Raw genomic sequence first — 21,411 nt, 5'->3', positions numbered from 1 at the left:
TATGTCCCTCCCCATCGAGGATTACGCCCTGATCAGCGATTGCTACACCGGAGCACTGGTGGGGCGCGACGGCAGCATCGACTGGCTGTGCCTCCCTCGCTTCGACTCCCCCTCCATGTTCGGGGCACTCCTCGGCTCCGAGGATCACGGGCGCTGGCTCGTCGCACCCGTCGACGCGACCGCGCGTTCGACCCGCCATTACGAGGGCGACACGATGATCCTGATCACCCGTTGGGTCACCCCGGACGGCGAAGTCGAAGTCACCGACTTCATGCCATACGGCGACCACCGGGCGGACGTTCTGAGGCGTGTCCGCGGTGTGCGCGGGACGGTCAAGATGCGGCAGGATGTGCGCATCCGGCTCGGCTACGCGTCGACAGTGCCGTGGGTGCGTCAGGAGACTTCGGAGCGTCCGAGTGCGCTGGTCGCCGTGTCCGGTCCCGATGGCCTCGTCATCCGGGGCACGACGCTGCGCGCATCCGGCCACAGTCACGTCGGACAGTTCGACGTCAAAGCCGGACAGGTCGTGGACCTCAGCCTCACCTGGTTCAAGTCGTACAAATCGACTCCGCCGCCGCCGGATGTCGAAGCCGCCCTCGACCAGGCGCGCCAGTGGTGGCTGGACTGGGCGAATGGATGCAGCCACGACGGCCCGTACCGCAAGGAAGTCGTACGCTCGCTCCTGCTGCTGCGGGCGCTGACGCACCTGCGCACGGGCGGCATCGTCGCTGCGGCGACCACCTCCCTTCCCGAGAGCTTCGGCGGGGACCGCAACTGGGATTACCGGTACGTCTGGCTGCGGGATGCGTCGCTGACCATCTCCGTTCTTCTCGCGCACGGCTACAGCGACTTCATCGACCACTGGCGTGACTGGCTGCTGCGCGCCGTCGCGGGCGACCCGGCCGACGTGCAGATCATGTACGGGTTGTCCGGCGAGCGCAACCTCGAGGAGCGCGTCCTGACCTCGCTGCCCGGGTATCAGGGCGCCTCGCCGGTCCGGGTCGGCAATGCCGCATCCTCGCAGTTCCAGGCGGATGTGATCGGCGAAGTGATGCTGGCGCTCGACAAAGGCCGACGCGCCGGCGTCCAGGAGACCCGCTTCTCCTGGGCGCTGCAGCGCGCGCTGCTCGGCTACCTCGAAGAGCACTGGCGACGGCCGGACCATGGGATCTGGGAGATCCGCGGCGAACCCCGCCACTTCACGCACTCCCGTGTCATGGTCTGGGCGGCGTTCGACCGCGCCATCACGGCCGTCGAGGAGTTCGGACTCGACGGGCCCGTCAAGCGGTGGCGCACCATCCGCGACGAGGTCAGGGCCGACATCGAAGCGAATGGGTACGACAGGCAACGCCGCACCTATGTCCAGTACTTCGGCTCCACCGAGGTCGACGCCTCGCTGCTGCAACTCGCCCAGACGGGCTACTGCGACTACGACGACCCGCGGATGCTCGGAACCGTCGCAGCGATCGAGAGCGACCTCATGATCCACGGTCTGCCTTTACGCTACCGGACCGAGACCGGCGTCGACGGTCTCGCGCCGGGTGAGCATCCGTTCCTCGCCTGCTCGTTCTGGCTCGTCGAGCAGTACGCCAACTCAGCCAGGCTTCCGGATGCCCGCGCGCTCATGAACCGTCTCCTCGGGTTCGCGAACGATGTCGGCATGCTCAGCGAGGAATACGACGTGGTCGGCCGTTCACAGGCCGGCAACACCCCGCAGGCGCTCAGCCATCTCGCACTCGTCCGTGCTGCGGATGCGATAACAGCCGCCGAACGGGCCTGAAGCTGGGATGATGCAGGGATGACCTCTGCATCGGGTGCGACGATCGCACCGGGAACCCGGGAGGACCTCGGCACGGACAGCGTGACCGAGCTCGGCTCCCCCTGGGTCACCATCGTCTGGAACGACCCCGTCAACCTGATGTCCTACGTCACGTACGTCTTCCAGACTTATTTCGGGTTTCCGCGAACGGAGGCCGAACGCCTCATGCTCCTCGTGCACAACGAAGGTCGGGCCGTCGTATCCACCGGCCCGCGGGAAGAGATGGAACGTCACGTCGAGGCCATGCACGACTACGGCCTGTGGGCGACGCTGACGAAGGCGGATGCATGAACGGATTCCACGCCGGCGCGGACGGCTGCGCGATCGCCTCATTCGCACCGGAAGAGGCCGCACTGCTCGTCCAGCTCGCCGGAGAGAGTGCCGAACTGGTCGACCGCGCGCGTCACAGCGACGAAGCGCGCACCGATCCCGCCGTCATCAGGTTGCTGCCGGATGCGTACCCTGACGACCCGGCCGCCTCCGCCGAGTTCCGCCGGTTCACCACCGATGGTCTCGCCCAGCGGAAGATCCTGAACGCGCGGATCGTCGTGGAGATGCTCGCCGGCTCCGACGGCAGCGACCCCATCGTCGTCCGTGTCGACGACGTCGCCGCGCCGGCGTGGCTGCGAACCATCACCGACATCCGTCTCATCCTCGGTGCCAGGCTCGGAATCGTCCAGGACGACGACGAGGGCGATATCCACGACGACGAGACCGCGTTGCTGAGGGCGCTCTTCGACTGGCTGGCGTTCCTCCAGGAGACGCTCATCGACGTGCTCGACGCGTCGCTGGGACAATGACCTTCGTCACGCTCGCGATTGTCTCGGTCGCAGCGCTCGCCGGTCCGCTCCTGGCCCTGAAGAAGAACTGGCACATCCCCATCGTCGTCGGGGAACTGTTCGTGGGCATCCTGCTCGGCGCCACCGGGTTCCACGTCATCGATGCCCACGACCCGATACTGAAGTTCCTCGCAGAACTCGGTTTCGCACTGGTCATGTTCGTGGCAGGGTCACGTGTGCCCGTACGGGATGCTGCAGTGCGTTCCGCTGTCGGTTCCGGTCTCATCCGGCTCGTCGTCGTCGCCGGCATCTCCACAGCCATCGGTGTGCTCGTCGCGACCGTGTTCGGGAACTCGCACGCACCGTTGTACGCCGTCCTCATGGCCTCCTCGTCGGCCGCCCTGATCCTGCCGATCGTCGGAGGTCTCGGACTCGGCGGGCGACGTGTCCTGCAGATGACCGCTCAAGTCGCCATCGCCGATGTCGCCTGCATCGTCGCCGTCCCGCTCGTCGTCGATCCCGCGCATGCCGGACGGGCCGCTGTCGGCTCACTCGCGGTGATCGTCTGCTCCGTCGCGCTCTTCGTCGTTCTCAACGCGGCTGAGCGCTCCGGATTGCGTCATCGACTTCACAAACTCTCCGAGCAGCGACAATTCGCGCTCGAACTGCGGATCGACCTGATCATCCTTTTCGCCCTCGCCGCACTGGCGGTCTTCGCGGGCATCTCCGTGATGCTCGCCGGGTTCGCTCTCGGTCTGGTCATCGCCGGCGTCGGTGTGCCACGACGTCTGGCACGCCAGGTCTTCGCCATCACCGAAGGTTTCCTCGGCCCGCTGTTCTTCGTCTGGCTGGGTGCCTCGCTGGATCTGACCGGGCTGTGGGCGGAGCCGCGTTACCTGCTGCTCGGATTCGTGCTGGGCGCCGGCGCCCTGATCGCGCATCTGGCGACCCGGTTGGTGCGTCAGCCGGTGTCGCTCGGGTTGCTGTCTGGCGCGCAACTGGGCGTTCCGGTCGCCGCTGTGACGGTCGGAACGCAGACCGGGATGCTCTCCTCTGCGGAAGCGGGCGCCGTGATCGTCGGGGCACTCGTGACTGTCGTCGTTGCGACGATTGCGGGCGGTTCCGCCTCGCGCGCAGGATTCGTCGCGAAGCCCGCGGAGGAGGTCGAGAAGGCCTGACGCGGGCGACCGATGCCGGTCAGATCGGGAAGCGCACCGCGGCGGCCGACGCGCCCCCGCCCGGAACGTCCTCCGCGCGGACGGCGAAGACTTTCGCTTTCGAGGTCAGCGACCGGCGCAGAATCTCGTCGATCACGCCATAGTTCGATGTCTCGTTCCCATCATCTTCGTCGAACGTGATCACCCCGGTCTCATCGTCGATCGTTCCCGGGACCCGGCTGTCGATGTCGAAGACCAGTGTTTCGACCGCCCCGTATGTGGCCGCTCGCGCGATGTCGCTCAGGTCTCCCGTGGCCGTTCCAGCAGCCATCCTCGCCTCGAAGTCATCTTTGAGTTCAGCCGTCTTCGCTGCGTACACATCGTCGAGGATCGCTCGGGCCGCCGTCGCCAGTTCTTCATCACTTCGCTCTTCCGGGTTGCCCGTTATCGCGGCCTCGATCAGTCTCGGGTAGTCGCAGACACCGCGATAGATGCCGAGCAGCGGCTCAGCGGCGGCGATGATCAGCGGTTCGGTCGAGTTCGCGAGCATCGGGCGCAAGGCTCGGTCGATCGCTTGCGAGTATTCGAGCATCCGGACTTTCTGTCCCTCGGATCCGCGCACACGTCCAGCGGAGCTGCGGTCGTCGATCGTGGTTCGTCCGACCAGGCTCGCCAGGTCGCGGGGCAGACCTTCGACCTCGACGACTTCGGCTGGCGCCTCCGGCGAGATCTTCACCAGACGGACGGAGTTCTGGGCGAGGGCGAGGATGTAGCCGGACTGCGGGAACGTCACCGTTCGCAGAAGTGGTTTGATGTAGAACCGGTCGGCGACGTCGCACGACGACGAAAGCCGGTTAGGCAGTCGGAACGTCTCGCTGACCTCGCCGTTGAGGAACACTGCCAGGCTGCGGGACTGGTACCGCCAGAAGTCCCTGTTCTCGACGATAACGTTGCCCTCGGCCGCGATTGCGGCGATCTGGGCTTTGGGCGTCTTGTTCGCTTCGAGTTCGCGGATCGCCTGTGCGAGATGGTTCTTGAGTTCGATTCGCGCCACGTCGGCGTCTGCGGGAAGCGGTCCAGAGCGAAGGTAGATCGACACGCTTCCGGGTTCCCGGATGGCTGCGATTCGTTCGATGTCGGCTCTGGTCGGGATGTCTTTGTAGTCCATGCGAACGTCCCCCTCTAGGTCGTGCACTGGTTCGACCCGGGTTGTCGCGGACAGCCGCGACGTCGGGCCTGCACTGGTCGCCAGTCTAGAAGCGGGCACCCGTGGGCGAAAGGGCGGGGTTGGTATTTGGTGAGCAGAGGGTGAGTCGCTGGATGTTTGCAGGGTCGTGTCACTCCCACGAGCGGACGCGGCCGGAGGCCGTCTCGGCGCAGTCGATCGTGATGCTGCGGCCGATCGTGGTCCTGCAGTCGATCGTGGTGGCGCTCGTGGTGCTGCGGCTGGTCGTCGTGCGCTCATTCTGCTGCAGTCGATCGTGGTGGCGCTCATGGTGCTGTGGCTGGTCGTGGTGGCGTGCGTGGTCGTGGTGGCGCTCATGGTTCTGGGGTTGGGTTCATTGTGGTGGTTCGGGGAGTTGTATTCGTCCGCCGCGGCGGGGGGTTTGGGTGGGGTCGTGGTGTTGGGGTGGGGTGAACCAGGGGACGTTGTCGTGGATGTGAATGTTCCAGCCGTCGTCGTGGATCCGGTGGTGGTGGTGGGAGCAGAGGAGGATGCCGTTGGTGAGGTTGGTGGGGCCGGTGTCGCGGTCCCACCAGTGCAGGTGGTGGGCGTGGGTGTAGGCGGGTGGGTGTGGGCAGCCGGTCCAGGCGCAGCCGCCGTCGCGTTCGGCGAGGGCGTGTTTTTGGGCGGTGCTGAACAGGCGTTGGCTGCGGCCGAGGTCGAGGACTTGACTGTGGCCGCCGAGGATGGCGGGGATCAGGTGGGCGTCGGCGGCGAGTCGGCGGGCGGTGGCTGCGCTGACCGGGGTGGGGGTGCCGTCGATCTCGGCGGCCCCGGTGCCGGTGCGGAGGGCGGCCAGGGGGATCCGGATGATCATCGTCACCGGTGGCCGGGTGGCCGCGTGGGTGCAGCCGGCGCGGTGCCGGAACACCTCGACCGCCCCGTCCGACCGCAGCTGCGCCAGCGTCCGGGTCTCCGGCATGGTGGGGTCCGGCCCGGACGGGTCGGCTCCGGACTCGTCGGCTCCGGACTCGTCGGCTCCGGTGGGGTCGGCTCCGGACTGGTCGGATCCGGACTGGTCGGATCCGGACCGGTCGGGGCTGGAGTGGTGGGATCCGGTTGGGTCGGGGCCGGCTGGGGCGGACTGCGCTGGGAACCGGACCCGGCCGGCCGGGTCCGTGGCTGAGACGGTAGCGTCGATCCCCGGATGGTCTGGGTCACCGGGATCGGCGCTCGTGCGCTGCTCGGCGCGGGCGCCGTGCTGGTCGCCTGGGCGGGTCCCGGCGGGGCCGCCGTGGCGGTCGCGGTTGCCGTGACCGTCGGAGTCGTGGTGGTGGTTGTGGGTGGTGTGGTAGTCCTGGGTGACGTAGGCGTGGATCTGGGGCAGGACGTGGCCGGCGGATTCGGCATCCAACCACCAGTCGATGTGGGTCATCCCGTCCGGGCTGGTGGTGATGCGCAACGACCGGCGCCGCCGGTGCAGCTGTTCGCGGGGTTCGATCCCGTCCGCATCCAACCGGTCCCGCACCTGGATCGCGAGCCGGCGTAACTGTTCCACGGTCAGGGCGGGGGCGTGCTGGATCAGCGCCCGCTCCCCGCACCCCGGTTCTCCAGGGTGCAGCCGGGACCGGTCTTGCCCAGTTCCCGGATGATCACCGCCGCCTGCTCCACCGACACCACCGCCCCCGACGCTGGTCCATCGTCGCCGGAACCGCCAGGATCGTGTTCGGTGTCAGGGCCGGCAGCCGGATCGGGGTCGTCGCCGCCCGGCACCGGACCAAGCAGAGCGTGGGCGAGGTCGGGGAACTCGGCCGGCAGTTCCTCGCCGAGCAGGCTGTGCCGGGGCGCCACCGCGGTGGCGACCGCACACAACTGCCGGGCCGCCGGCAACGCCGTCTTCCACAGTTCAGCCAGCAACGACCCGATGTCCCGGTGCCCGGCCGCCCGGACCGGATCCGAATCCGGGTCCGGGTCCACCCGGCAGGCCCGGTCCAGGGCGCCGATCCGGGACAGAGCCACCCGGTCCACCGCCGCCCGCACCGCACCGAGCGCCGCCAACGACCGCACCAGCACCTGCGCCTCCGACAAGCCCTGCGTGTCGGTTGCAGCATTCGGGCATCGGCCACCGAAGTCACCGACCGGATCCGCGAACGCGCCGACCCCACGGCCGGGATCTGCGCCCGAATTCGCATCCGCACCCGCAGCATCCGCGCCCGCAACAGGCGCGCCCGCAGCAACCGGACCCGCGACCGCACCGGCGTCCGGCACCGCATCCGTCTCGAGCACGCGCAGCGCGTCGAGCGCGGCAGCGACCGCGTCGAGGTCGGACACCGGTGGGAAGGTCATGTTCCCACCCTGCCAGACACCACCGACATCCGAACGGTTATAAACAGCCTCTGATCAGGAACTTACCTGTGGACAACTCTCGAAGTCCATCGTCTGTGGAGGGATCGATGATCTTGCTCCGACCGGGACTTTCGCCCCGCTATGAGAACGGCGAGCATGTGCGGCGACCCGAATCCTTGACACTGCGACAACGCGCCGCATACGGTCGGCCCATGGATCTGAACCTGACAGGAAAAGTCGCAGTCGTCACAGGCGCGAGCAAGGGCATCGGCTTGGCGATCACGCGCGCTCTCGTCGATGAGGGGGCATCCGTGGTCGCAGGTGCGCGAGACGTCGGAGGCGAACTGACCGACCTCGAGGCGACAGCGAAGGTCCTCGCGGTTCCGGTGGACCTGTCGACGCCGACTGGCCCGTCGGAGTTGATCGCGCGAAGTGCCCATTTCGGCGGTCTCGACATCCTGGTCAACAACGTCGGGGCCCTCAGTCCACGAATCGACGGTTTCCTCTCGATCGGCGATGAGGACTGGCTCGCGTCACTCAATCTGACCCTCCTCGCAGCCGTCCGCACGACACGCGCTGCGATCCCGCTCCTTCTGGAACGGGGAGGCGGAAATGTTGTGACCGTCGCATCCGTGAATGCCTATCTTCCCGACCCGGGCGTCCTCGACTACTCCGCCGCGAAGGCAGCACTGTGGAACGTCTCGAAATCCTTGTCGAAGGAGTACGGCCCTCAGGGGCTCCGTTTCAATACGGTCAGTCCGGGTCCGGTGGAGACACCTCTGTGGCTGGGCGAGCACGGAGTGGCCGCGACCATCGCTGCGGCGACGGGCACGGACTTCGAGACCGCGAAGGCGAACACGGTAGCGGCGCAGGGTGGATTCACCACGGGGCGTTTCACGAGGCCGGAGGAGGTCGCCGATCTCGTGATCCTGCTCGCAAGCGACCGCGCCGGAAACGTGAACGGTTCCGATTTCATGATCGACGGAGGACTGGTCAAAGGACTGTAGTCATCGGATGCGGTCTACTTCGTCGATCGTGTCGATTTCGGCGCGCCTGGCTCGTATAGAGGGTGACAGTCGGCACCGTGCCGACGACGAATCTGGAGGAATCATGACCCAGTACCTGCTCAGCGTCTACTACCCCGAAGGCGGCACAATGCCCGACCCCGAGACGCTCTCCCAGATCACTGCGAACCTCGAAGCGGTGAACTCCGACCTTCGCGAGGCCGGCGCGTGGGTGTTCGCCGGAGGTCTCTACCCACCGAGCACGGCGACAGTCCTCACACCGAAAGCGGGTGACGTGCTCGTGACCGACGGTCCCTACGTCGAGAGCAAGGAAGTGCTCGGAGGCTTTTCGATCATCGAGGCGCCCGACCTCGATGCAGCCCTCGGCTGGGGCCGCCGGATGGCCGAAGCGATCGGAGTGCCGATCGAGGTACGACCAGTCCAGAGCGAGTGATCCCGCGAGGAGCGACGAGAAACATGCCGGCCCAGACCCCAGCTCCGATCCCGACTCCGGCGACCGAGACGGCGATCGGGTCGGTGTTCCGCACCGAGTACGGGCGATCAGTGGCCATCCTCTGCCGCGTCTTCGGCGACATCGACATCGCCGAAGACGCGGTGCAGGATGCGTTCGAGATCGCGGTGAAGCGGTGGCCTGCCTCGGGCATCCCGCCCAGCCCCGCAGGCTGGATCATCACCACAGCACGCAACCGGGCGATCGACCGGCTCCGTCGCGACGCGACGCGAAATGACCGCCATGCGGAAGCGGCCTTGATCCACGCGCAATCCGCACCGATCGAGGAGGGTCCTGTGCACGACGAACGCCTTCGTCTGATCTTCGCGTGCTGCCATCCTGCACTGGGACGACAGGCACAGGTCGCACTGACCCTCCGCCTTCTCGGAGGACTCACGACACCGGAGATCGCCAGCGCTTTCCTGGTCTCCGAGGCGACCATGGCACAGCGCCTCGTCCGGGCGAAGGGAAAGATCCGGGACGCCCGGATCCCGTTCCGCATCCCACGCGATGCCGATCTGCCCGACCGGCTGGCCGCGGTCCTCGCCGTGATCTACCTCATCTTCAACGAGGGGTACTCCGCGCATTCCGGTGACGACCTGACCCGCGACGAACTCTGCAGCGAGGCGATCCGCCTCGGAAGGCTCCTGGCAGAACTGATGCCCGACGAACCGGAAGTCCTCGGGCTGCTCGCTCTCATGCTGCTCATCCAGGCCCGCCGACCGGCACGCGTGACGGCCGATGGCGATCTCGTCCTCCTACCGGAGCAGGACCGTTCGACCTGGGACGCGGCGCTGATCGTCGAGGGCCACGAACTCGTGCGGCGGTGCCTGCGCCGCAACCGGCCAGGCCCCTATCAACTCCAGGCAGCGATCAACGCCGTGCACACCGACGCCGGTTCGCCCGCCGACACGGACTGGCTCCAGATCCTGCGACTGTACGACCAGCTCCTCGAGGTCTCGCCCACACCGATCGTCGCTCTGAATCGCGCCGTCGCGGTCGCGCAGGTCGACGGTCCGGATGCTGCCCTCAGAGCGATCGAAAGCCTCGACCTCACCGACGTCACGGCTTTCCATCTTGTGAAGGCCGATCTGCTCCGCAGAACGGGCCGGATCCGCGAGGCACGCGCGGAATACACCGCCGCGATCGCTGTCGCAGCGAACACTGCCGAACGGACGCACTTCGAACGCACCCGGGATGCACTCCCGGAAGACCCGCCAGATGGGCTCGATGGCCCGACCGGATAAGATTTCGCGGTCGGGTTCAGCACGCTGCGCTCCCGCACGACGAGGAGAACCATGACGTCCGCCACCCCTGCAGACCACGAAAGACTCCACCTGATCCTCATGCTGGCGCTCACGTTCTCGACCGGCATGATCGACGCGGTCGGCTACCTCGGGCTCGATCGCGTCTTCACCGGGAACATGACCGGAAACGTGGTCATCCTCGGAATGGGCCTTCTCGGCGCGGATCATCTCCCCGTACTCGGGCCCGTCGTCGCGCTGGTCCTGTTCATGGGCGGTGCGGCGATCGCGGGCCGCGTGCTGCGACCGATTCCGTCCGGCTGGACACATCGTTCCACGACCTTGTTCGCGGTCGTCGGCGGCATCCTCGCAGCGGCCGCGATCGTTCTCGCCCCGTTCGGCGGTGCAGTCCCGATCTCACTCCAGTACATCGCGACCGGTGCGCTTGGCCTGGCGATGGGGATGCAGGCGGCAGCCGCACGCCACATCGCCGTCAAAGACGTCACCACCGTCGTCGTCACTTCCACGCTCACAGGCCTCGCGGCGGATTCCGTCCTCGGCGCGAAGACGGGTCAGGCGTGGAAACGCCGTGCCGGCGCTGTCGTCCTGATCGGTCTGGGAGCCCTCGTCGGCGCGGCAGCGCTCCACGTGCAGATCGCCCTGGGGCTGGCCGTCGCCGCGCTCATCGTGATCTCGGTCGCAACGATCGGCCACGTGAGAAAGCCGTCACCCGAGCTGTCCTGAGGGTTGCGTGCGCTACGCGACCGGCCAGCACGAGACGGCCGCGATCGTTTGGTCGCCCGACAAAGATATCCCCGGCCAGACGAATCTGACCGGGGATGGTGGTGCACCCCCAGGGACTTGAACCCTGAACCCACTGATTAAGAGTCAGTTGCTCTGCCGATTGAGCTAGAGGTGCAGTCGGTGTCGAATCGGAACCCGAACCGAGGGATAACACTAGCATCCGTCGCGGGCCGGATGCCAACTGAGCATCGCTCGGCGTCCGACTCGCGGCCGGGAGCCGGGTCGGGATGCGGATACGCGAGCCGAACCGACAGGGAGCCCACCGCATCCGCCACTCCCTCACTATCCTGAGACGGTGACCACGGATGCTTCGTTCGACGACGACCTCGCCCTCGCCCTCCGCCTGGCAGACGCTGCGGATCGCATCTCGAGCGATCGCTTCCGTTCGCTCGATCTGAAGATCACGACCAAGCCGGACCGCACTCCGGTGACGGATGCCGACCAGAGCGTCGAGCGCGCGATCCGCGAGCTCGTCGCCGCCGAGCGACCGGCCGACGGCATCCTCGGCGAGGAATACGGAACGGAAGGCGACTCGAGTCGCCGGTGGATCATCGACCCGATCGACGGCACGGCGAACTTCCTCCGGGGCGTCCCGGTGTGGGGCACACTGATCGCGCTGGTCGTCGACGGAGTCCCGCAGATCGGCGTCGTGAGCTCCCCCGCCCTCGGGAAACGCTGGTGGGCGGCCCGGGACCGGGGTGCGTGGCTCGCCGAAGACGGCGGGGCGCCCCGACGAATCCGCGTGTCCGGCGTTACCGAACTGGCCGACGCATCCATCAGCTTCCAGAGCATCGCGCAATGGGATGGTGCCGGCTACCTCGACCGTCTGATCGCTCTCACGCGCCGCGTGTGGCGCGACCGCGCCTACGGCGACATGTGGTCGTACATGCTCCTGGCGGAAGGTCTCATCGACGCAGCAGGCGAGTTCGGCGTGAAGTCGTACGATGTGGCCGCACTGATCCCGATCGTCGAAGAGGCTGGCGGCCGCTTCACCACGGTCACCGGCGGCCGCGACCTCGACGAGGGCAGCTCCCTCGCCAGCAACGGTCACCTGCACGATGCGCTCCTGGAGGCCCTCGCGTGACCGTGAGCGCATCGACGCGCCGCCTCCTCCGTCCGATCATCCTCACCGTGATCCTGGCGATCGCGGCACCCGCTCTCACCGCCTGCGTGCCGCCACCGGTGGCCGACGAATTCCGCAGGGTCGCGCAGCATTTCCTGGGCAAGGCCCAGTCGACGCCGACGCCCACGTCGACCGATCGCGTCTATCGCGGCAACACCGACTTCGCCGATCTGCAGGTCGGTGACTGCGTGAACGACCTGGTGGCCCTCGACTACACAGTCATCCTCGGACTGAACGTAGTGAGTTGCGCATCCGCCCACGACAGCGAGATCTACGCACTCCCGTCCCTGTCGGGCGCGGCGGTCTACCCGGGCGACGACACGGTTCAGAGCCTCGCCGACGACGCCTGCCACGCTGCGTTCGCGCCGTATGTCGGCATCGCGGTCGAGAAGTCTGACCTCCATTTCGACTTCTACACGCCGACCGAAACGGGGTGGAACCGCGATGGCGACCGCACTGCGACGTGCGTCGTGTTCCACGACGACGTCCAGACCACAGGCAGCGTGAAAGGTACCGCCGAGACGAGTGTCAGCTCGTCGTAGCGAATACCGCGCGGATGTCGCAGGGCGCAGATAGGTTAGATCCAGTGAGCACATCTTCAGGCGCACCCCTCGTGCACATCGATCGATTCCGAATGGACTTCGGCAAGACGACGGTCATCCGTGATCTCTCGTTCGACATCCAGCGTGGGGAGACCTTCGGTTTCCTCGGCAGTAACGGCTCGGGCAAGACGACGACGATTCGCGCGCTCCTCGGCATCTACCAGCCGACGGCCGGCGTACTGCACATCGACGGTCGGCCGTTCAGCCCCGACACCGGCGAACGGCTGGGCTACCTGCCCGAGGAGCGCGGACTCTACAAGAAGGAGTCCGTCATCGACGTGATGGTCTACTTCGGCAAGCTCAAGGGGCTCGGCCGCGACGAGGCGCGTCGCTGGTCCCAGAACTACCTCGAGCGGGTCGGAATCGCCGATAAAGAGAAGGTGCGGCTCGACAGGTTGTCCGGCGGGCAGCAGCAGAAGGTGCAGCTGGGCGTGACCATCATGAACGATCCCGAGCTCCTCATCCTCGACGAACCCACCAAGGGTTTCGACCCGGTCAACCGGCGCCTGCTCATGGACATCATCGACGACCAGAAGAAGGCCGGCTCGACGGTGATGATGGTGACGCACCAGATGGAGGAGGTCGAACGGCTCTGCGATCGCGTCATCCTGTTGAAGGACGGGGTCTCGCGGGCCTACGGCACCGTCGAGCAGGTGCAGGACCAGTTCGGCGGAACCGTGGTCCACGTCGATCATGACGGCGCGATCCCGCCCTCACCGCACTACGTCGTCGCCTCGGATGAGGACGGCCACGCCCAACTCGAAGTCACCGACGGCGCGGATCCTAGCGAGATTCTGCGGACGATCGTCGATTCCGGCATCAGCGTGCGCCGGTTCGCACCCACCCGGAAATCCCTCGACGACATCTTCGTCGAGGTCTACGGCGCTGAGAACGCAGGAGTGATCGACTGATGGCGCGACACAACCTCGGCACGGTGGTGCGGTTCGAGTTCATCCGCACGATCGCGAAGCGCCGCTTCTGGGTGGCGACGCTGTTCGTACCCGTACTCCTCATCATCGTGTTCGTGCTCGTGTTCGTGTCGAACAGCTCGACCCAGACGTCCGCAGAGGCGCAGAAGAACGCCCACTTCTCGTTCCAGTACACGGACGATTCCGGACTGGTGAGTCCGGCGATCGTCAGCAGTGCGGGCGGCACTCTGGCATCCAGTCCGGAAGCCGGGCTCGCGGCCGTGAAGGCGGGTGACGTGGAGGCATACTTCCACTACCCCGAGGACCCGGCGAAGCAGACCATCCAGGTGTTCGGGCAGGACAACGGGATCTTCGCGAACGGCAAGTACGCGTCGGTCGCACAGTCGATCCTGCAGTCGAGCGTGGAGCAGAAGGTCGATTCGCCGCAGACGACCGCGATCCTGCAGGGATCGGTGAACACGAACACGATCACCTTCAAAGACGGCTCAGTCTCCGGCGGGTTCAATGCGGTGCTGCCGGCGCTGTTCTTCCTGGTGATCTTCTACATCGTGATCCTGCTGCTCGGCAACCAGATGCTGAACTCCACTCTCGAAGAGAAGGAGAACCGGGTCACCGAGATGATCCTGACGACGATCAACCCGACCAGCCTGATCATCGGCAAGGTGATCTCGCTGTTCATGATCGGACTCGTCCAGATGCTCGTCTTCGCGATACCGACGGTGCTGGCCTACCTGTTCTTCCGCCAGCAGCTCGACATCCCCGAACTCGACCTCTCGCAGTTCGTCTTCGATCCGCAGACGATGATCATCGGGGTGCTGATCCTCCTCGGCGGGTTCTCCCTGTTCACCGGTACTCTCGTGGCGCTCGGTGCTGTGATGCCGACCGCCAAGGACGCCGGGCCGATCTTCGGGGCCCTGATGATCCTGATCTTCATCCCCTTCTACACGGTCACCCTGGTCGTCAGCGACCCGAACGCGTTCATCGTCCAGGTCTTCACGTTCTTCCCGTACTCGGCGCCCGTCACGGCCCTCCTGCGCAACGCGTTCGGCACCCTCCCGCTGTGGCAGGCGATCTTCGTGATCGTCGAACTGTTCGTGCTCTCGGCCATCGTTCTGCGGCTGGCGGTTCGTCTGTTCCGCTACGGATCGATCGAATACACCCGCAAGGTGTCGATCCGCGACGTTCTCGCACGGCGCCCGATCACAGAGACGGAACCCAGCCGTTGAGGCGGCAACACGAGTCACACGCGGCGGCCGGCTGGTCGACGGAGGCCGGCGGATGCGCGCGATAACCGTTCCGGCTCCGGGCGGACCCGATGCGATGGTCCTCGCCGACGTGGCCGAGCCGAGCGTCGGCGACCGCGACGTCCTGATCAGGATCACGGCGGCCGGCGTGAACGGCGCCGATCTGTCCCAGCGACGCGGCCACTACAACCCACCACCGGGAGCGCCCGAATGGCTGGGCCTCGAGGTCTCCGGCGAGGTCGCCGCGGTCGGATCCGCCGTGTTCGAGTGGACGCCCGGTGACCGGGTCTGTGCGCTCCTGGCGGGCGGCGGCTACGCGGAGTTCGTCGCGGTCGACGCGGGCCTCGTGCTCCCGGTGCCGCCCGATGTCGACCTCGTCGAAGCCGCCGGTCTTCCCGAAGTCGCAGCCACGGTCTGGTCCAATGTCTACGGACACGCCCATCTCGGCGCCGGGGAGGTTCTCCTCGTCCACGGCGGTTCCAGCGGCATCGGATCGATGGCCATCCAGCTCGGCGTCGCCACCGGCGCCCGGGTGATCACCACCGTCGGCTCGTCCGAGAAAGCGGCGTTCTGTCGTCGTCTCGGCGCCGAGGTCGCCGTCGACTACACCCAGCAGGACTTCGTGCAGGCGGTGGTCGACGCGACCGACGGACACGGGGCGGATGTCGTTCTCGACATCATCGGCGGCGACTATCTCGAGCGCAACATCCACGCGCTCGCTCGCGAGGGCCGCATCATGGAGATCGCGAGCCGCCGCGGCCCGTCGACGTTCGACATCAACCACCTGATGATGAAGCGCGGTCTCATCTGGGCGACGACCCTGCGCGCCAGGCCTCTCGCGGAGAAGGTCGCGATCATCGCCGAGGTCCGCGAACACGTGTGGCCGTTGCTCGAGTCCGGCCAGATCCGTCCGATCGTGGACTCCGTGTTTCCGCTCGAAGATGCGGTCCAGGCCCACATCCGCATGGAGTCGTCGAAGCACATCGGCAAGATCCTGCTCCAGGTACGGTGACCGGCGGCCTTACTCCCTCCCGCGGTTGCGGCGACGGACGAGGCGGGGAGCCCGGCCTCCGAGGAACGACTCCCCCGGGTCGACGACGAAGCCCTGCCGGAGCGCCTCGCGCCCGATGAGCATGCGGAACCCCATCTGGTCGCGATTGCTCAGCGTGGTCTCTGCGACAACCGTGCGTCCGAAGAGTTCCACCTCGATGAGGACCACGATGCGTTCCTCGCTGTGGCCGGACGAACTCCGCACCAGCCGGCGGTCGTGCACGGGGCATTCGACCTCGACGGAGTCGCGCTCCGATTTCTGCCATGGCCGCACGTGGAACCGCACACGGTCGCCGTCCTCTCCGGCGATCTCTTCGATGTCGAACGCGTGCAGGGCCGAGCTGCGGGCACCGGTGTCGAGTTTCGCTTTGATCCACGGAACTCCGATGCCGGGCAGGCTCACCCATTCGCGCCAGCCCGCGATGGTGCTTGAATGGAAGTCTGTTTGCACTCCACCATCTTTGCAGGGGCACACGATGAAACTGGCGATCCTCTCGCGCGCCCCGCAGGCGTATTCCACTCAGCGACTCCGAGCGGCCGCGCAGCAACGCGGCCATCAGGTCAAGGTGCTCGACACCTTGCGTTTCGCGATCGACCTGTCCGGGCACGAGCCCGACCTCCAGTACCGGGGTCGCCTGCTGTCGGATTACGACGCCGTCCTGCCTCGCATCGGCAACTCGATCACCTACTTCGGCACCGCTGTCGTGCGCCAGTTCGAGCAGATGGATGTCTATACGCCGAACACCGCGAACGGCATCACGAACTCCCGGGACAAGCTGCGCGCGACGCAGATCCTGTCGCGGCACAACATCGGGATGCCGGCGACAGCATTCGTGCACAGCAGGGCGGATGTGCGACTCGCCATCGAGCGCGTCGGGGGCGCCCCTGTGGTGATCAAGCTCCTCGAGGGCACCCAGGGGATCGGCGTCATCCTCGCCCCCGAGGTGAAGATCGCCGAAGCGATCATCGAGACGTTGCACTCGACCAAGCAGAACGTCCTCATCCAGAGCTTCATCTCGGAGAGCCGCGGGCGCGACATCCGCGCGCTGGTCGTCGGTGACCGCGTGGTCGCCGCAATGCGCCGCGTCGCGAGCGGTGACGAATTCCGATCCAACGTGCACCGTGGCGGCACCGTCGAGCCCGTCGAGCTGACTCCGGCCTATGAGCAGGCCGCCGTGCGTTCGGCGCAGATCATGGGCCTGCGGGTCGCCGGTGTCGACATGCTCGAAGGCAACGACGGCCCGCTCGTCATGGAGGTCAACTCGTCGCCCGGCCTCGAAGGAATCGAGCGGGCGACCAGCCTCGACGTCGCCGGAGCGATCATCGACTTCATCGCGAACCAGGTGGCCTTCCCCGAGATCGACGTGCGCCAGCGACTGAGCGTCTCGACCGGCTACGGCGTCGCCGAACTGCTCGTGCACGGCAACGCCGACCTGGTCGGCAAGACGATCCGCGATTCCGGGCTGGGCGACCGGGACATCACTGTCCTGACCCTGCATCGCGGCGCCACCGTCATACCGAACCCGCGCGGCGGCGTCGAACTCGAGGCCGGCGATCGGCTGCTCTGCTTCGGCAAACTCGAGGAGATGCGGTCGATGATCCCTGAGCGGCGCCGTCGGCGGGCGAAGGTGCGCAAGCTCCCGAAGGAGCCGATCCCCGAGGTCGCAACCGTCAGCGCACCCTAGCGAACCGGTCGGCGCACCTCAGCGGGCTTGGAAGTAGTGCCCCTGCTCGAGGTCCGCAAGAAGTTTCGGATGCGTCGGAGTCCAGCCGAGCAGGTCCCGCGTGATCGCGCTGGATGCGGGGCTGTCGATCCCGAGCGGCCTGCCGAGCCAGCCGAAGTGCTCCACCGCGTCATCCGGTGCCACGCTGACGAGGGGCACGTCGAGGTGACGCCCGATCACTTCGGCGATGTCGCGCATCCGCACGCCCTCATCGTCGATCGCGTGGAGCACCGAGCCGGCCTGCGCCTTGTCGAGTGCGAGGCAGAACAGGTGCGCCGCGTCGAGGCGGTGCACGGCGGGCCAGCGGTTGCTCCCGTCCCCGATGTACCCCGAGCTGCCCTTCTGCCGATCGACCCCGATCAGTACCGCCAGAAATCCGTGGTCACTGTCGCCGTGGACGGTCGGAGCGAGCCTCACGGCAGCCGAGCGGATACCCCGGTCCGCGAAACGAAGCAGGGTCTCTTCGGTCGCGCGGCGCGGCGAACCGGCGGTCGCGGGGTCGGGCCGGTCGGTTTCCACCGAACCCCCGCCCAGCACGCCTGAGGCGATCACCAGGGGGCGATCAGTGCCCTCGAGCAGGTCCCCGAACAGCTGGACCGCGGCGAAGTCGACCGCGGCCGCGTTCTCGTGGGCGGTGAAGTCGTGGATGAACGCCGTGTGGATGACGCCGTCGACGCCTTCCATGCCCGCACGCAGGCTGTCGAGGTCGGTGATGTCGCCCCGCCTGATCTCGGCTCCCGCCGCCGCGATCTTCTCCGCGGACGCGTCCGACCGCGCGAGGCCCACGACCTGGTGGCCGGTTGCCAGGAGTTCGGCTGTCACGGCTGAACCGATCCAGCCGGATGCACCGGTGACGAAAACACGCATGAGGAGTCCTCCGAGTTCGAGTGATGTCAGTTGCTGTCATCAACGCTACACCCGATGTCAGCCGCTGTCATCGGCTACCATCGGAACATGAGCAGATGGCAGCCCGACGCCCGCGGACGCCTCGTGCTCGCCGCGATGGAACTCTTCCTCGAGCGGGGCTTCGACCAGACGACCGTCGCAGACATCTCCGAGCGTGCGGGCCTCACCGAACGCACCTTCTTCCGTCACTTCGCCGATAAGCGCGAAGTGCTCTTCCAGGGTCAGGACGACCTCCTCGACCTGTTCGTGTCGGCCGTCGCGGGCGCCCCGGCCGACGCATCCCCCCTCGACGCGGTCTCCGCCGCGCTCCAGGTCGTCGCCGCGGACTTCGAACCACGGCACGAGTTCGCGCAGCGGCGCGGCCGCGTCATCCGGGCCAATCCGCCGCTTCAGGAGCGCGAATTGATCAAACTCGCGCGGATGTCCACGGCGATCGCCGACGCGCTGCGGGGGCGCGGCGTGAGCGAACCGTCAGCGAGCCTCGCCGCGCAATCCGGCATCGCCGTCTTCCACGTCGGCTTCGCCGAATGGATCGACGAGAGCAACACGCACACGTTCGCTGCGATCATCGCGGACGCACTGAGCGCGTTGAAGGCCGTCACCGCCGAGAGTGAGACTCCTGCATCCTGCGGCTCCTGCGAAGCGAGTGTTCTGCCATAGCGGCCATCACGCCCGCTCTGAAGCACTCACGAACGGTAGAGCACGAACGTACCGGGTGTCGTCTACCTGGGCGATGATGAAGTCGGCAACGTCATCCCGGCTGATCTGATTCCCCGCATCGACGCCGACCCAGCCGACACGATACGAACCTGTGCCCTGCCGCTCGGTCAGCCGAGCGGCACGCACGAGCGTCCAGTCACGGTCGCTGGCACGGAGTGCGACGAAGTGCGTCCGCGCATCGGTAAGAACCGCCCCGTCCAACACCTTCAGCAGGCGCGTGAAGAGGCGATCCATCGTCTTCGGCCGATCGTGAGGATCCCCGACCCCGGCGCCCGCCAGACTGATGACCCGTCGAACGTCGTTGGCGACCATCTGCTCGATGATGATGCGGATGGCATCGGTCTGCAGGGTGGGCGGCGAGCCGTTGACGTGCCCCAGCGTCGTCACGACCGCATCCGCACCGGCGATCGTCGCCCTGACGGCGAGGGGGTCGAGGGCGTCTCCCTCGATGACCGTCAGGCGCGGATGACTGGTGGCGAGCTTAGCCGGAGTCCGAGTCAGCGCGCACACGCTGAAGCCGTGCGCGAGCGCGCGGTCCAGAACCCTGCGTCCCGTCCGGCCACTCGCCCCGAACAGCGCGATCGTCCGCACCTCGTCATGCGCTTCCACGACCTATGCCTCCCCACTCGTCGCGGTGAGGATGTCCTGAAGGGTAGAGCAGGCCGCTTCGAACCGCTCGGCGCCCACGAGCTCGCCCCACGCCTGCTCGATCTCCGCGACCCTGTTTCTCGCGTCGGCGAGCAGGCGTCTGCCTCGCTCGGTCGGAGCGATCAGCTTGGCGCGCCCATCATGCGGATCCGGTTTGCGCTCGACGTATCCAAGGCTGGCGATGTTGTCGACCATCTCGGAGGTCGCTGCCAGGCTCAGTTGGCTGCGCGAGGCGAGGTCGGTCAGCCGCACGCCCCGGAACGGAATGTTCCCAAGGATCAAGAGGTGCGATTGGCGCAGGTCCGGGTAGCCTGCCTGCGCGGCGGGTTCGAACAGTTCGGAGCGGAACTCGCCGAGGAGCCGTCCGAGGAGCTGACCGATCGGCAGACGGTCGTGGGGAAGATCGCTTGCAGTCGCCATAATTGAAGAGCATACTTCGGATACCGAAGCATTTCATTCGGGATCCGAAGAAATGGAATGTTGTGATGAGTTTGACATCGAGCAGCGTGGAAAGGGCAGCCACTCGCGTCGGAAGGATCGCGTACCGGCGATACGGAAATGGGCCGCATGCGGTGCTCTGGCACTCGCTCTTCGTCGACGGGCACAGCTGGGACCGCACGATCGAAGCGCTCTCCAAGGATCGTACGTTGATCGTCGTTGACGGCCCAGGCTACGGAGACAGTGATGCGTTGCATCACCGCAGTTCGATAGCCGAAGCAACAGGCGCTGCCGCCGACCTCATCGACGCGATCACGCACGAACCCGTCGACTTCGTCGGCAACGCGTGGGGTGGGTCGATCGGAACAGCGCTCGCTGCAACACATCCGGCGAAGGTGAGGAGTCTTGTCACGGTCTGCTCACCTACCAGACCTATCTCTCCCCAGACGCGGCGGGAGGTCAACTCCCTCCTGCCTGTGCTCCTGCTCCTCGGCGCGGTTGCTCCCATCCGGGCCGCGGTCCTCAAAGGACTTCTCACCGACGCGAACCGTACCAAGACCGACATTGTGGCCAACGTCGAGAACGCGCTGCGCAAGCCAGGGCGACGGAGCCTGGCAAACACGCTCCGCTCCTTCATGCTCGACCGGACCGACAGCGCGCACGTTCTGCCCGGGGTCTCGTGTCCCGCCCTGCTCATCTCCGGCGACGACTGGGCAGAATGCACTCCCGAGGGCATGTTCGAGGCGGCGCGCACGATGCCGGATGCCCGGAGCGTTGTCGTACCCGGCACCCGCGCCCTGGCGCCACTCGAGCAGCCGGATGCCGTCGTCGAGGCTGTCCGCGCGTTCTGGTCCCGCTGAACCACCGTCTGGCCCCGTTCAGGGTGTCGGCGCGAAGGTTCGCTCGACCTCACACAGGTGTCAGCCGGGTCAACTGCGAGCCGTCTTCCACGATCAGCTCGGCGAGCGCGGCGTTGAAGTCGCGACCCGGCTGAGCGGTCAGGTGTGCGTGAAACGCTGCCTCGTCTTCGTAGATCTCATAGACGAAGAAGGCCTTGGCGTTGTCCTGTTTCTGATGGGGGTTGAAAAGGACGTTCCCGGGCTCGGCGCGCACTTGTTTCGCGAAGTCGGTCAGGAGGGCTGCTAGCGCACCCTCCTGGCCGACTCGTGCGGTGAATTCGGCGTACAGGCTGACCATC

Annotated in this window: 24 protein-coding genes and 1 tRNA gene; 16 read left to right on the top strand and 9 right to left on the bottom strand. The window is 66.8% G+C overall.

Annotated elements, in window-relative coordinates; translation table 11 throughout:
- Window position 1 precedes the first annotated feature (1 nt).
- From ACV7NN_RS18550 to ACV7NN_RS18535, 4 genes are read left to right on the top strand one after another with little or no spacing between them, the layout of a single operon-like run.
- Window positions 2-1,780: a glycoside hydrolase family 15 protein gene (locus ACV7NN_RS18550; protein ID WP_463351027.1), complete on the top strand. Its 1,779-nt coding sequence runs from the start codon at window positions 2-4 to the stop codon at window positions 1,778-1,780.
- Between the two features lie 18 nt (window positions 1,781-1,798).
- Window positions 1,799-2,110 carry an ATP-dependent Clp protease adapter ClpS gene (clpS, locus tag ACV7NN_RS18545; protein ID WP_463351026.1) on the top strand — a complete coding sequence of 104 codons (312 nt, stop codon included), beginning with the start codon at window positions 1,799-1,801 and terminating at the stop codon, window positions 2,108-2,110.
- A complete protein-coding gene (locus tag ACV7NN_RS18540; RefSeq protein WP_463351025.1) occupies window positions 2,107-2,619 on the top strand; it encodes a DUF2017 family protein in 513 nt (170 codons plus the stop codon). Before clpS ends, ACV7NN_RS18540 begins: the two co-directional genes overlap by 4 nt.
- The gene (locus ACV7NN_RS18535) at window positions 2,616-3,776 is read left to right on the top strand and encodes a cation:proton antiporter (protein WP_463351024.1); all 1,161 of its coding nucleotides are present in this window, start codon (window positions 2,616-2,618) and stop codon (window positions 3,774-3,776) included. The genes ACV7NN_RS18540 and ACV7NN_RS18535 overlap by 4 nt, the downstream gene beginning before the upstream one ends.
- Window positions 3,777-3,795: 19 nt before the next feature.
- Here ACV7NN_RS18535 and ACV7NN_RS18530 read toward each other — a convergent pair whose 3' ends face one another.
- The 3 genes from ACV7NN_RS18530 to ACV7NN_RS18520 form a co-directional block, all read right to left on the bottom strand.
- On the bottom strand, window positions 3,796-4,923 hold the full coding sequence (locus ACV7NN_RS18530) for a baeRF11 domain-containing protein (RefSeq protein ID WP_463351023.1): 1,128 nt from the start codon (window positions 4,921-4,923) through the stop codon (window positions 3,796-3,798).
- 391 nt (window positions 4,924-5,314) lie between these two features.
- Window positions 5,315-6,478, bottom strand: coding sequence for a DUF222 domain-containing protein (locus ACV7NN_RS18525; RefSeq protein WP_463351022.1), 1,164 nt, complete (start codon window positions 6,476-6,478; stop codon window positions 5,315-5,317).
- Window positions 6,479-6,501: 23 nt separating this feature from the next.
- The gene (locus ACV7NN_RS18520; RefSeq protein ID WP_463351021.1) at window positions 6,502-7,266 is read right to left on the bottom strand and encodes a hypothetical protein; all 765 of its coding nucleotides are present in this window, start codon (window positions 7,264-7,266) and stop codon (window positions 6,502-6,504) included.
- A gap of 212 nt (window positions 7,267-7,478) precedes the next feature.
- On the opposite strand from ACV7NN_RS18520, the gene ACV7NN_RS18515 reads away from it, so the two are divergent.
- From ACV7NN_RS18515 to ACV7NN_RS18500, 4 genes are all read left to right on the top strand, one after another.
- Window positions 7,479-8,273, top strand: a complete 795-nt coding sequence (locus ACV7NN_RS18515) for an oxidoreductase (protein ID WP_463351020.1) — start codon at window positions 7,479-7,481, stop codon at window positions 8,271-8,273.
- Window positions 8,274-8,376: 103 nt separating this feature from the next.
- The gene (locus ACV7NN_RS18510) at window positions 8,377-8,724 is read left to right on the top strand and encodes a YciI family protein (protein WP_463351019.1); all 348 of its coding nucleotides are present in this window, start codon (window positions 8,377-8,379) and stop codon (window positions 8,722-8,724) included.
- 23 nt (window positions 8,725-8,747) lie between these two features.
- Window positions 8,748-10,028, top strand: coding sequence for an RNA polymerase sigma factor (locus ACV7NN_RS18505; protein WP_463351018.1), 1,281 nt, complete (start codon window positions 8,748-8,750; stop codon window positions 10,026-10,028).
- 51 nt (window positions 10,029-10,079) lie between these two features.
- The gene (locus tag ACV7NN_RS18500; protein WP_463351017.1) at window positions 10,080-10,769 is read left to right on the top strand and encodes a YoaK family protein; all 690 of its coding nucleotides are present in this window, start codon (window positions 10,080-10,082) and stop codon (window positions 10,767-10,769) included.
- Between the two features lie 99 nt (window positions 10,770-10,868).
- Here ACV7NN_RS18500 and ACV7NN_RS18495 read toward each other — a convergent pair.
- Window positions 10,869-10,944: transfer RNA gene (locus ACV7NN_RS18495), tRNA-Lys, on the bottom strand.
- Window positions 10,945-11,124: 180 nt separating this feature from the next.
- Between ACV7NN_RS18495 and hisN the strand changes: the two genes are divergently transcribed.
- The 5 genes from hisN (at window position 11,125) to ACV7NN_RS18470 (ending at window position 15,739) form a co-directional block, all read left to right on the top strand.
- Window positions 11,125-11,913, top strand: a complete 789-nt coding sequence (gene hisN / locus ACV7NN_RS18490) for a histidinol-phosphatase (protein ID WP_463351016.1) — start codon at window positions 11,125-11,127, stop codon at window positions 11,911-11,913.
- Entirely contained in the window at window positions 11,910-12,494 is a 585-nt protein-coding gene (locus ACV7NN_RS18485; protein WP_463351015.1) for a septum formation family protein, read from the top strand. The genes hisN and ACV7NN_RS18485 overlap by 4 nt, the downstream gene beginning before the upstream one ends.
- Before the next feature lie 92 nt (window positions 12,495-12,586).
- Entirely contained in the window at window positions 12,587-13,465 is an 879-nt protein-coding gene (locus ACV7NN_RS18480; protein WP_463351324.1) for an ABC transporter ATP-binding protein, read from the top strand.
- Window positions 13,465-14,709 carry an ABC transporter permease gene (locus ACV7NN_RS18475; RefSeq protein ID WP_463351014.1) on the top strand — a complete coding sequence of 415 codons (1,245 nt, stop codon included), beginning with the start codon at window positions 13,465-13,467 and terminating at the stop codon, window positions 14,707-14,709. The genes ACV7NN_RS18480 and ACV7NN_RS18475 overlap by 1 nt, the downstream gene beginning before the upstream one ends.
- Window positions 14,710-14,761: 52 nt before the next feature.
- Complete coding sequence (locus ACV7NN_RS18470; protein ID WP_463351013.1) at window positions 14,762-15,739, top strand: NAD(P)H-quinone oxidoreductase; 978 nt, start codon at window positions 14,762-14,764, stop codon at window positions 15,737-15,739.
- Window positions 15,740-15,748: 9 nt separating this feature from the next.
- On the opposite strand, the gene ACV7NN_RS18465 is transcribed toward ACV7NN_RS18470, so the two are convergent.
- On the bottom strand, window positions 15,749-16,228 hold the full coding sequence (locus ACV7NN_RS18465) for an ATP-dependent zinc protease family protein (RefSeq protein ID WP_463351012.1): 480 nt from the start codon (window positions 16,226-16,228) through the stop codon (window positions 15,749-15,751).
- Window positions 16,229-16,253: 25 nt separating this feature from the next.
- Between ACV7NN_RS18465 and rimK the strand changes: the two genes are divergently transcribed.
- On the top strand, window positions 16,254-17,462 hold the full coding sequence (gene rimK, locus ACV7NN_RS18460; protein ID WP_463351011.1) for a 30S ribosomal protein S6--L-glutamate ligase: 1,209 nt from the start codon (window positions 16,254-16,256) through the stop codon (window positions 17,460-17,462).
- 18 nt (window positions 17,463-17,480) lie between these two features.
- On the opposite strand, the gene ACV7NN_RS18455 is transcribed toward rimK, so the two are convergent.
- Window positions 17,481-18,368: an SDR family oxidoreductase gene (locus ACV7NN_RS18455; RefSeq protein WP_463351010.1), complete on the bottom strand. Its 888-nt coding sequence runs from the start codon at window positions 18,366-18,368 to the stop codon at window positions 17,481-17,483.
- Window positions 18,369-18,455: 87 nt separating this feature from the next.
- Here ACV7NN_RS18455 and ACV7NN_RS18450 point away from each other — a divergent pair, with 87 nt between their 5' ends.
- Window positions 18,456-19,067 (top strand): TetR family transcriptional regulator, encoded by a 612-nt coding sequence (locus ACV7NN_RS18450; protein ID WP_463351009.1) that lies wholly within the window; start codon window positions 18,456-18,458, stop codon window positions 19,065-19,067.
- Between the two features lie 6 nt (window positions 19,068-19,073).
- Here ACV7NN_RS18450 and ACV7NN_RS18445 read toward each other — a convergent pair whose 3' ends face one another.
- Together ACV7NN_RS18445 and ACV7NN_RS18440 are read right to left on the bottom strand one after the other, a co-directional pair.
- Window positions 19,074-19,736 carry an NAD(P)-dependent oxidoreductase gene (locus ACV7NN_RS18445; protein WP_463351008.1) on the bottom strand — a complete coding sequence of 221 codons (663 nt, stop codon included), beginning with the start codon at window positions 19,734-19,736 and terminating at the stop codon, window positions 19,074-19,076.
- 3 nt (window positions 19,737-19,739) lie between these two features.
- The gene (locus ACV7NN_RS18440) at window positions 19,740-20,195 is read right to left on the bottom strand and encodes a MarR family winged helix-turn-helix transcriptional regulator (RefSeq protein WP_463351007.1); all 456 of its coding nucleotides are present in this window, start codon (window positions 20,193-20,195) and stop codon (window positions 19,740-19,742) included.
- Between the two features lie 65 nt (window positions 20,196-20,260).
- On the opposite strand from ACV7NN_RS18440, the gene ACV7NN_RS18435 reads away from it, so the two are divergent.
- Window positions 20,261-21,073 carry an alpha/beta fold hydrolase gene (locus ACV7NN_RS18435; RefSeq protein WP_463351006.1) on the top strand — a complete coding sequence of 271 codons (813 nt, stop codon included), beginning with the start codon at window positions 20,261-20,263 and terminating at the stop codon, window positions 21,071-21,073.
- A 49-nt stretch (window positions 21,074-21,122) separates the two neighbouring features.
- Here the strand turns inward: ACV7NN_RS18435 and ACV7NN_RS18430 are convergent, their stop codons facing one another.
- Entirely contained in the window at window positions 21,123-21,410 is a 288-nt protein-coding gene (locus ACV7NN_RS18430; RefSeq protein WP_463351005.1) for a putative quinol monooxygenase, read from the bottom strand.
- Window position 21,411: the final 1 nt, after the last annotated feature.

It is taken from the genome of Leifsonia sp. Ger2509 (genome assembly GCF_055231915.1).
The sequence above is the reverse complement of the archived record's forward strand: the minus strand, read 5'-3'. Positions and strand labels throughout refer to the sequence as shown.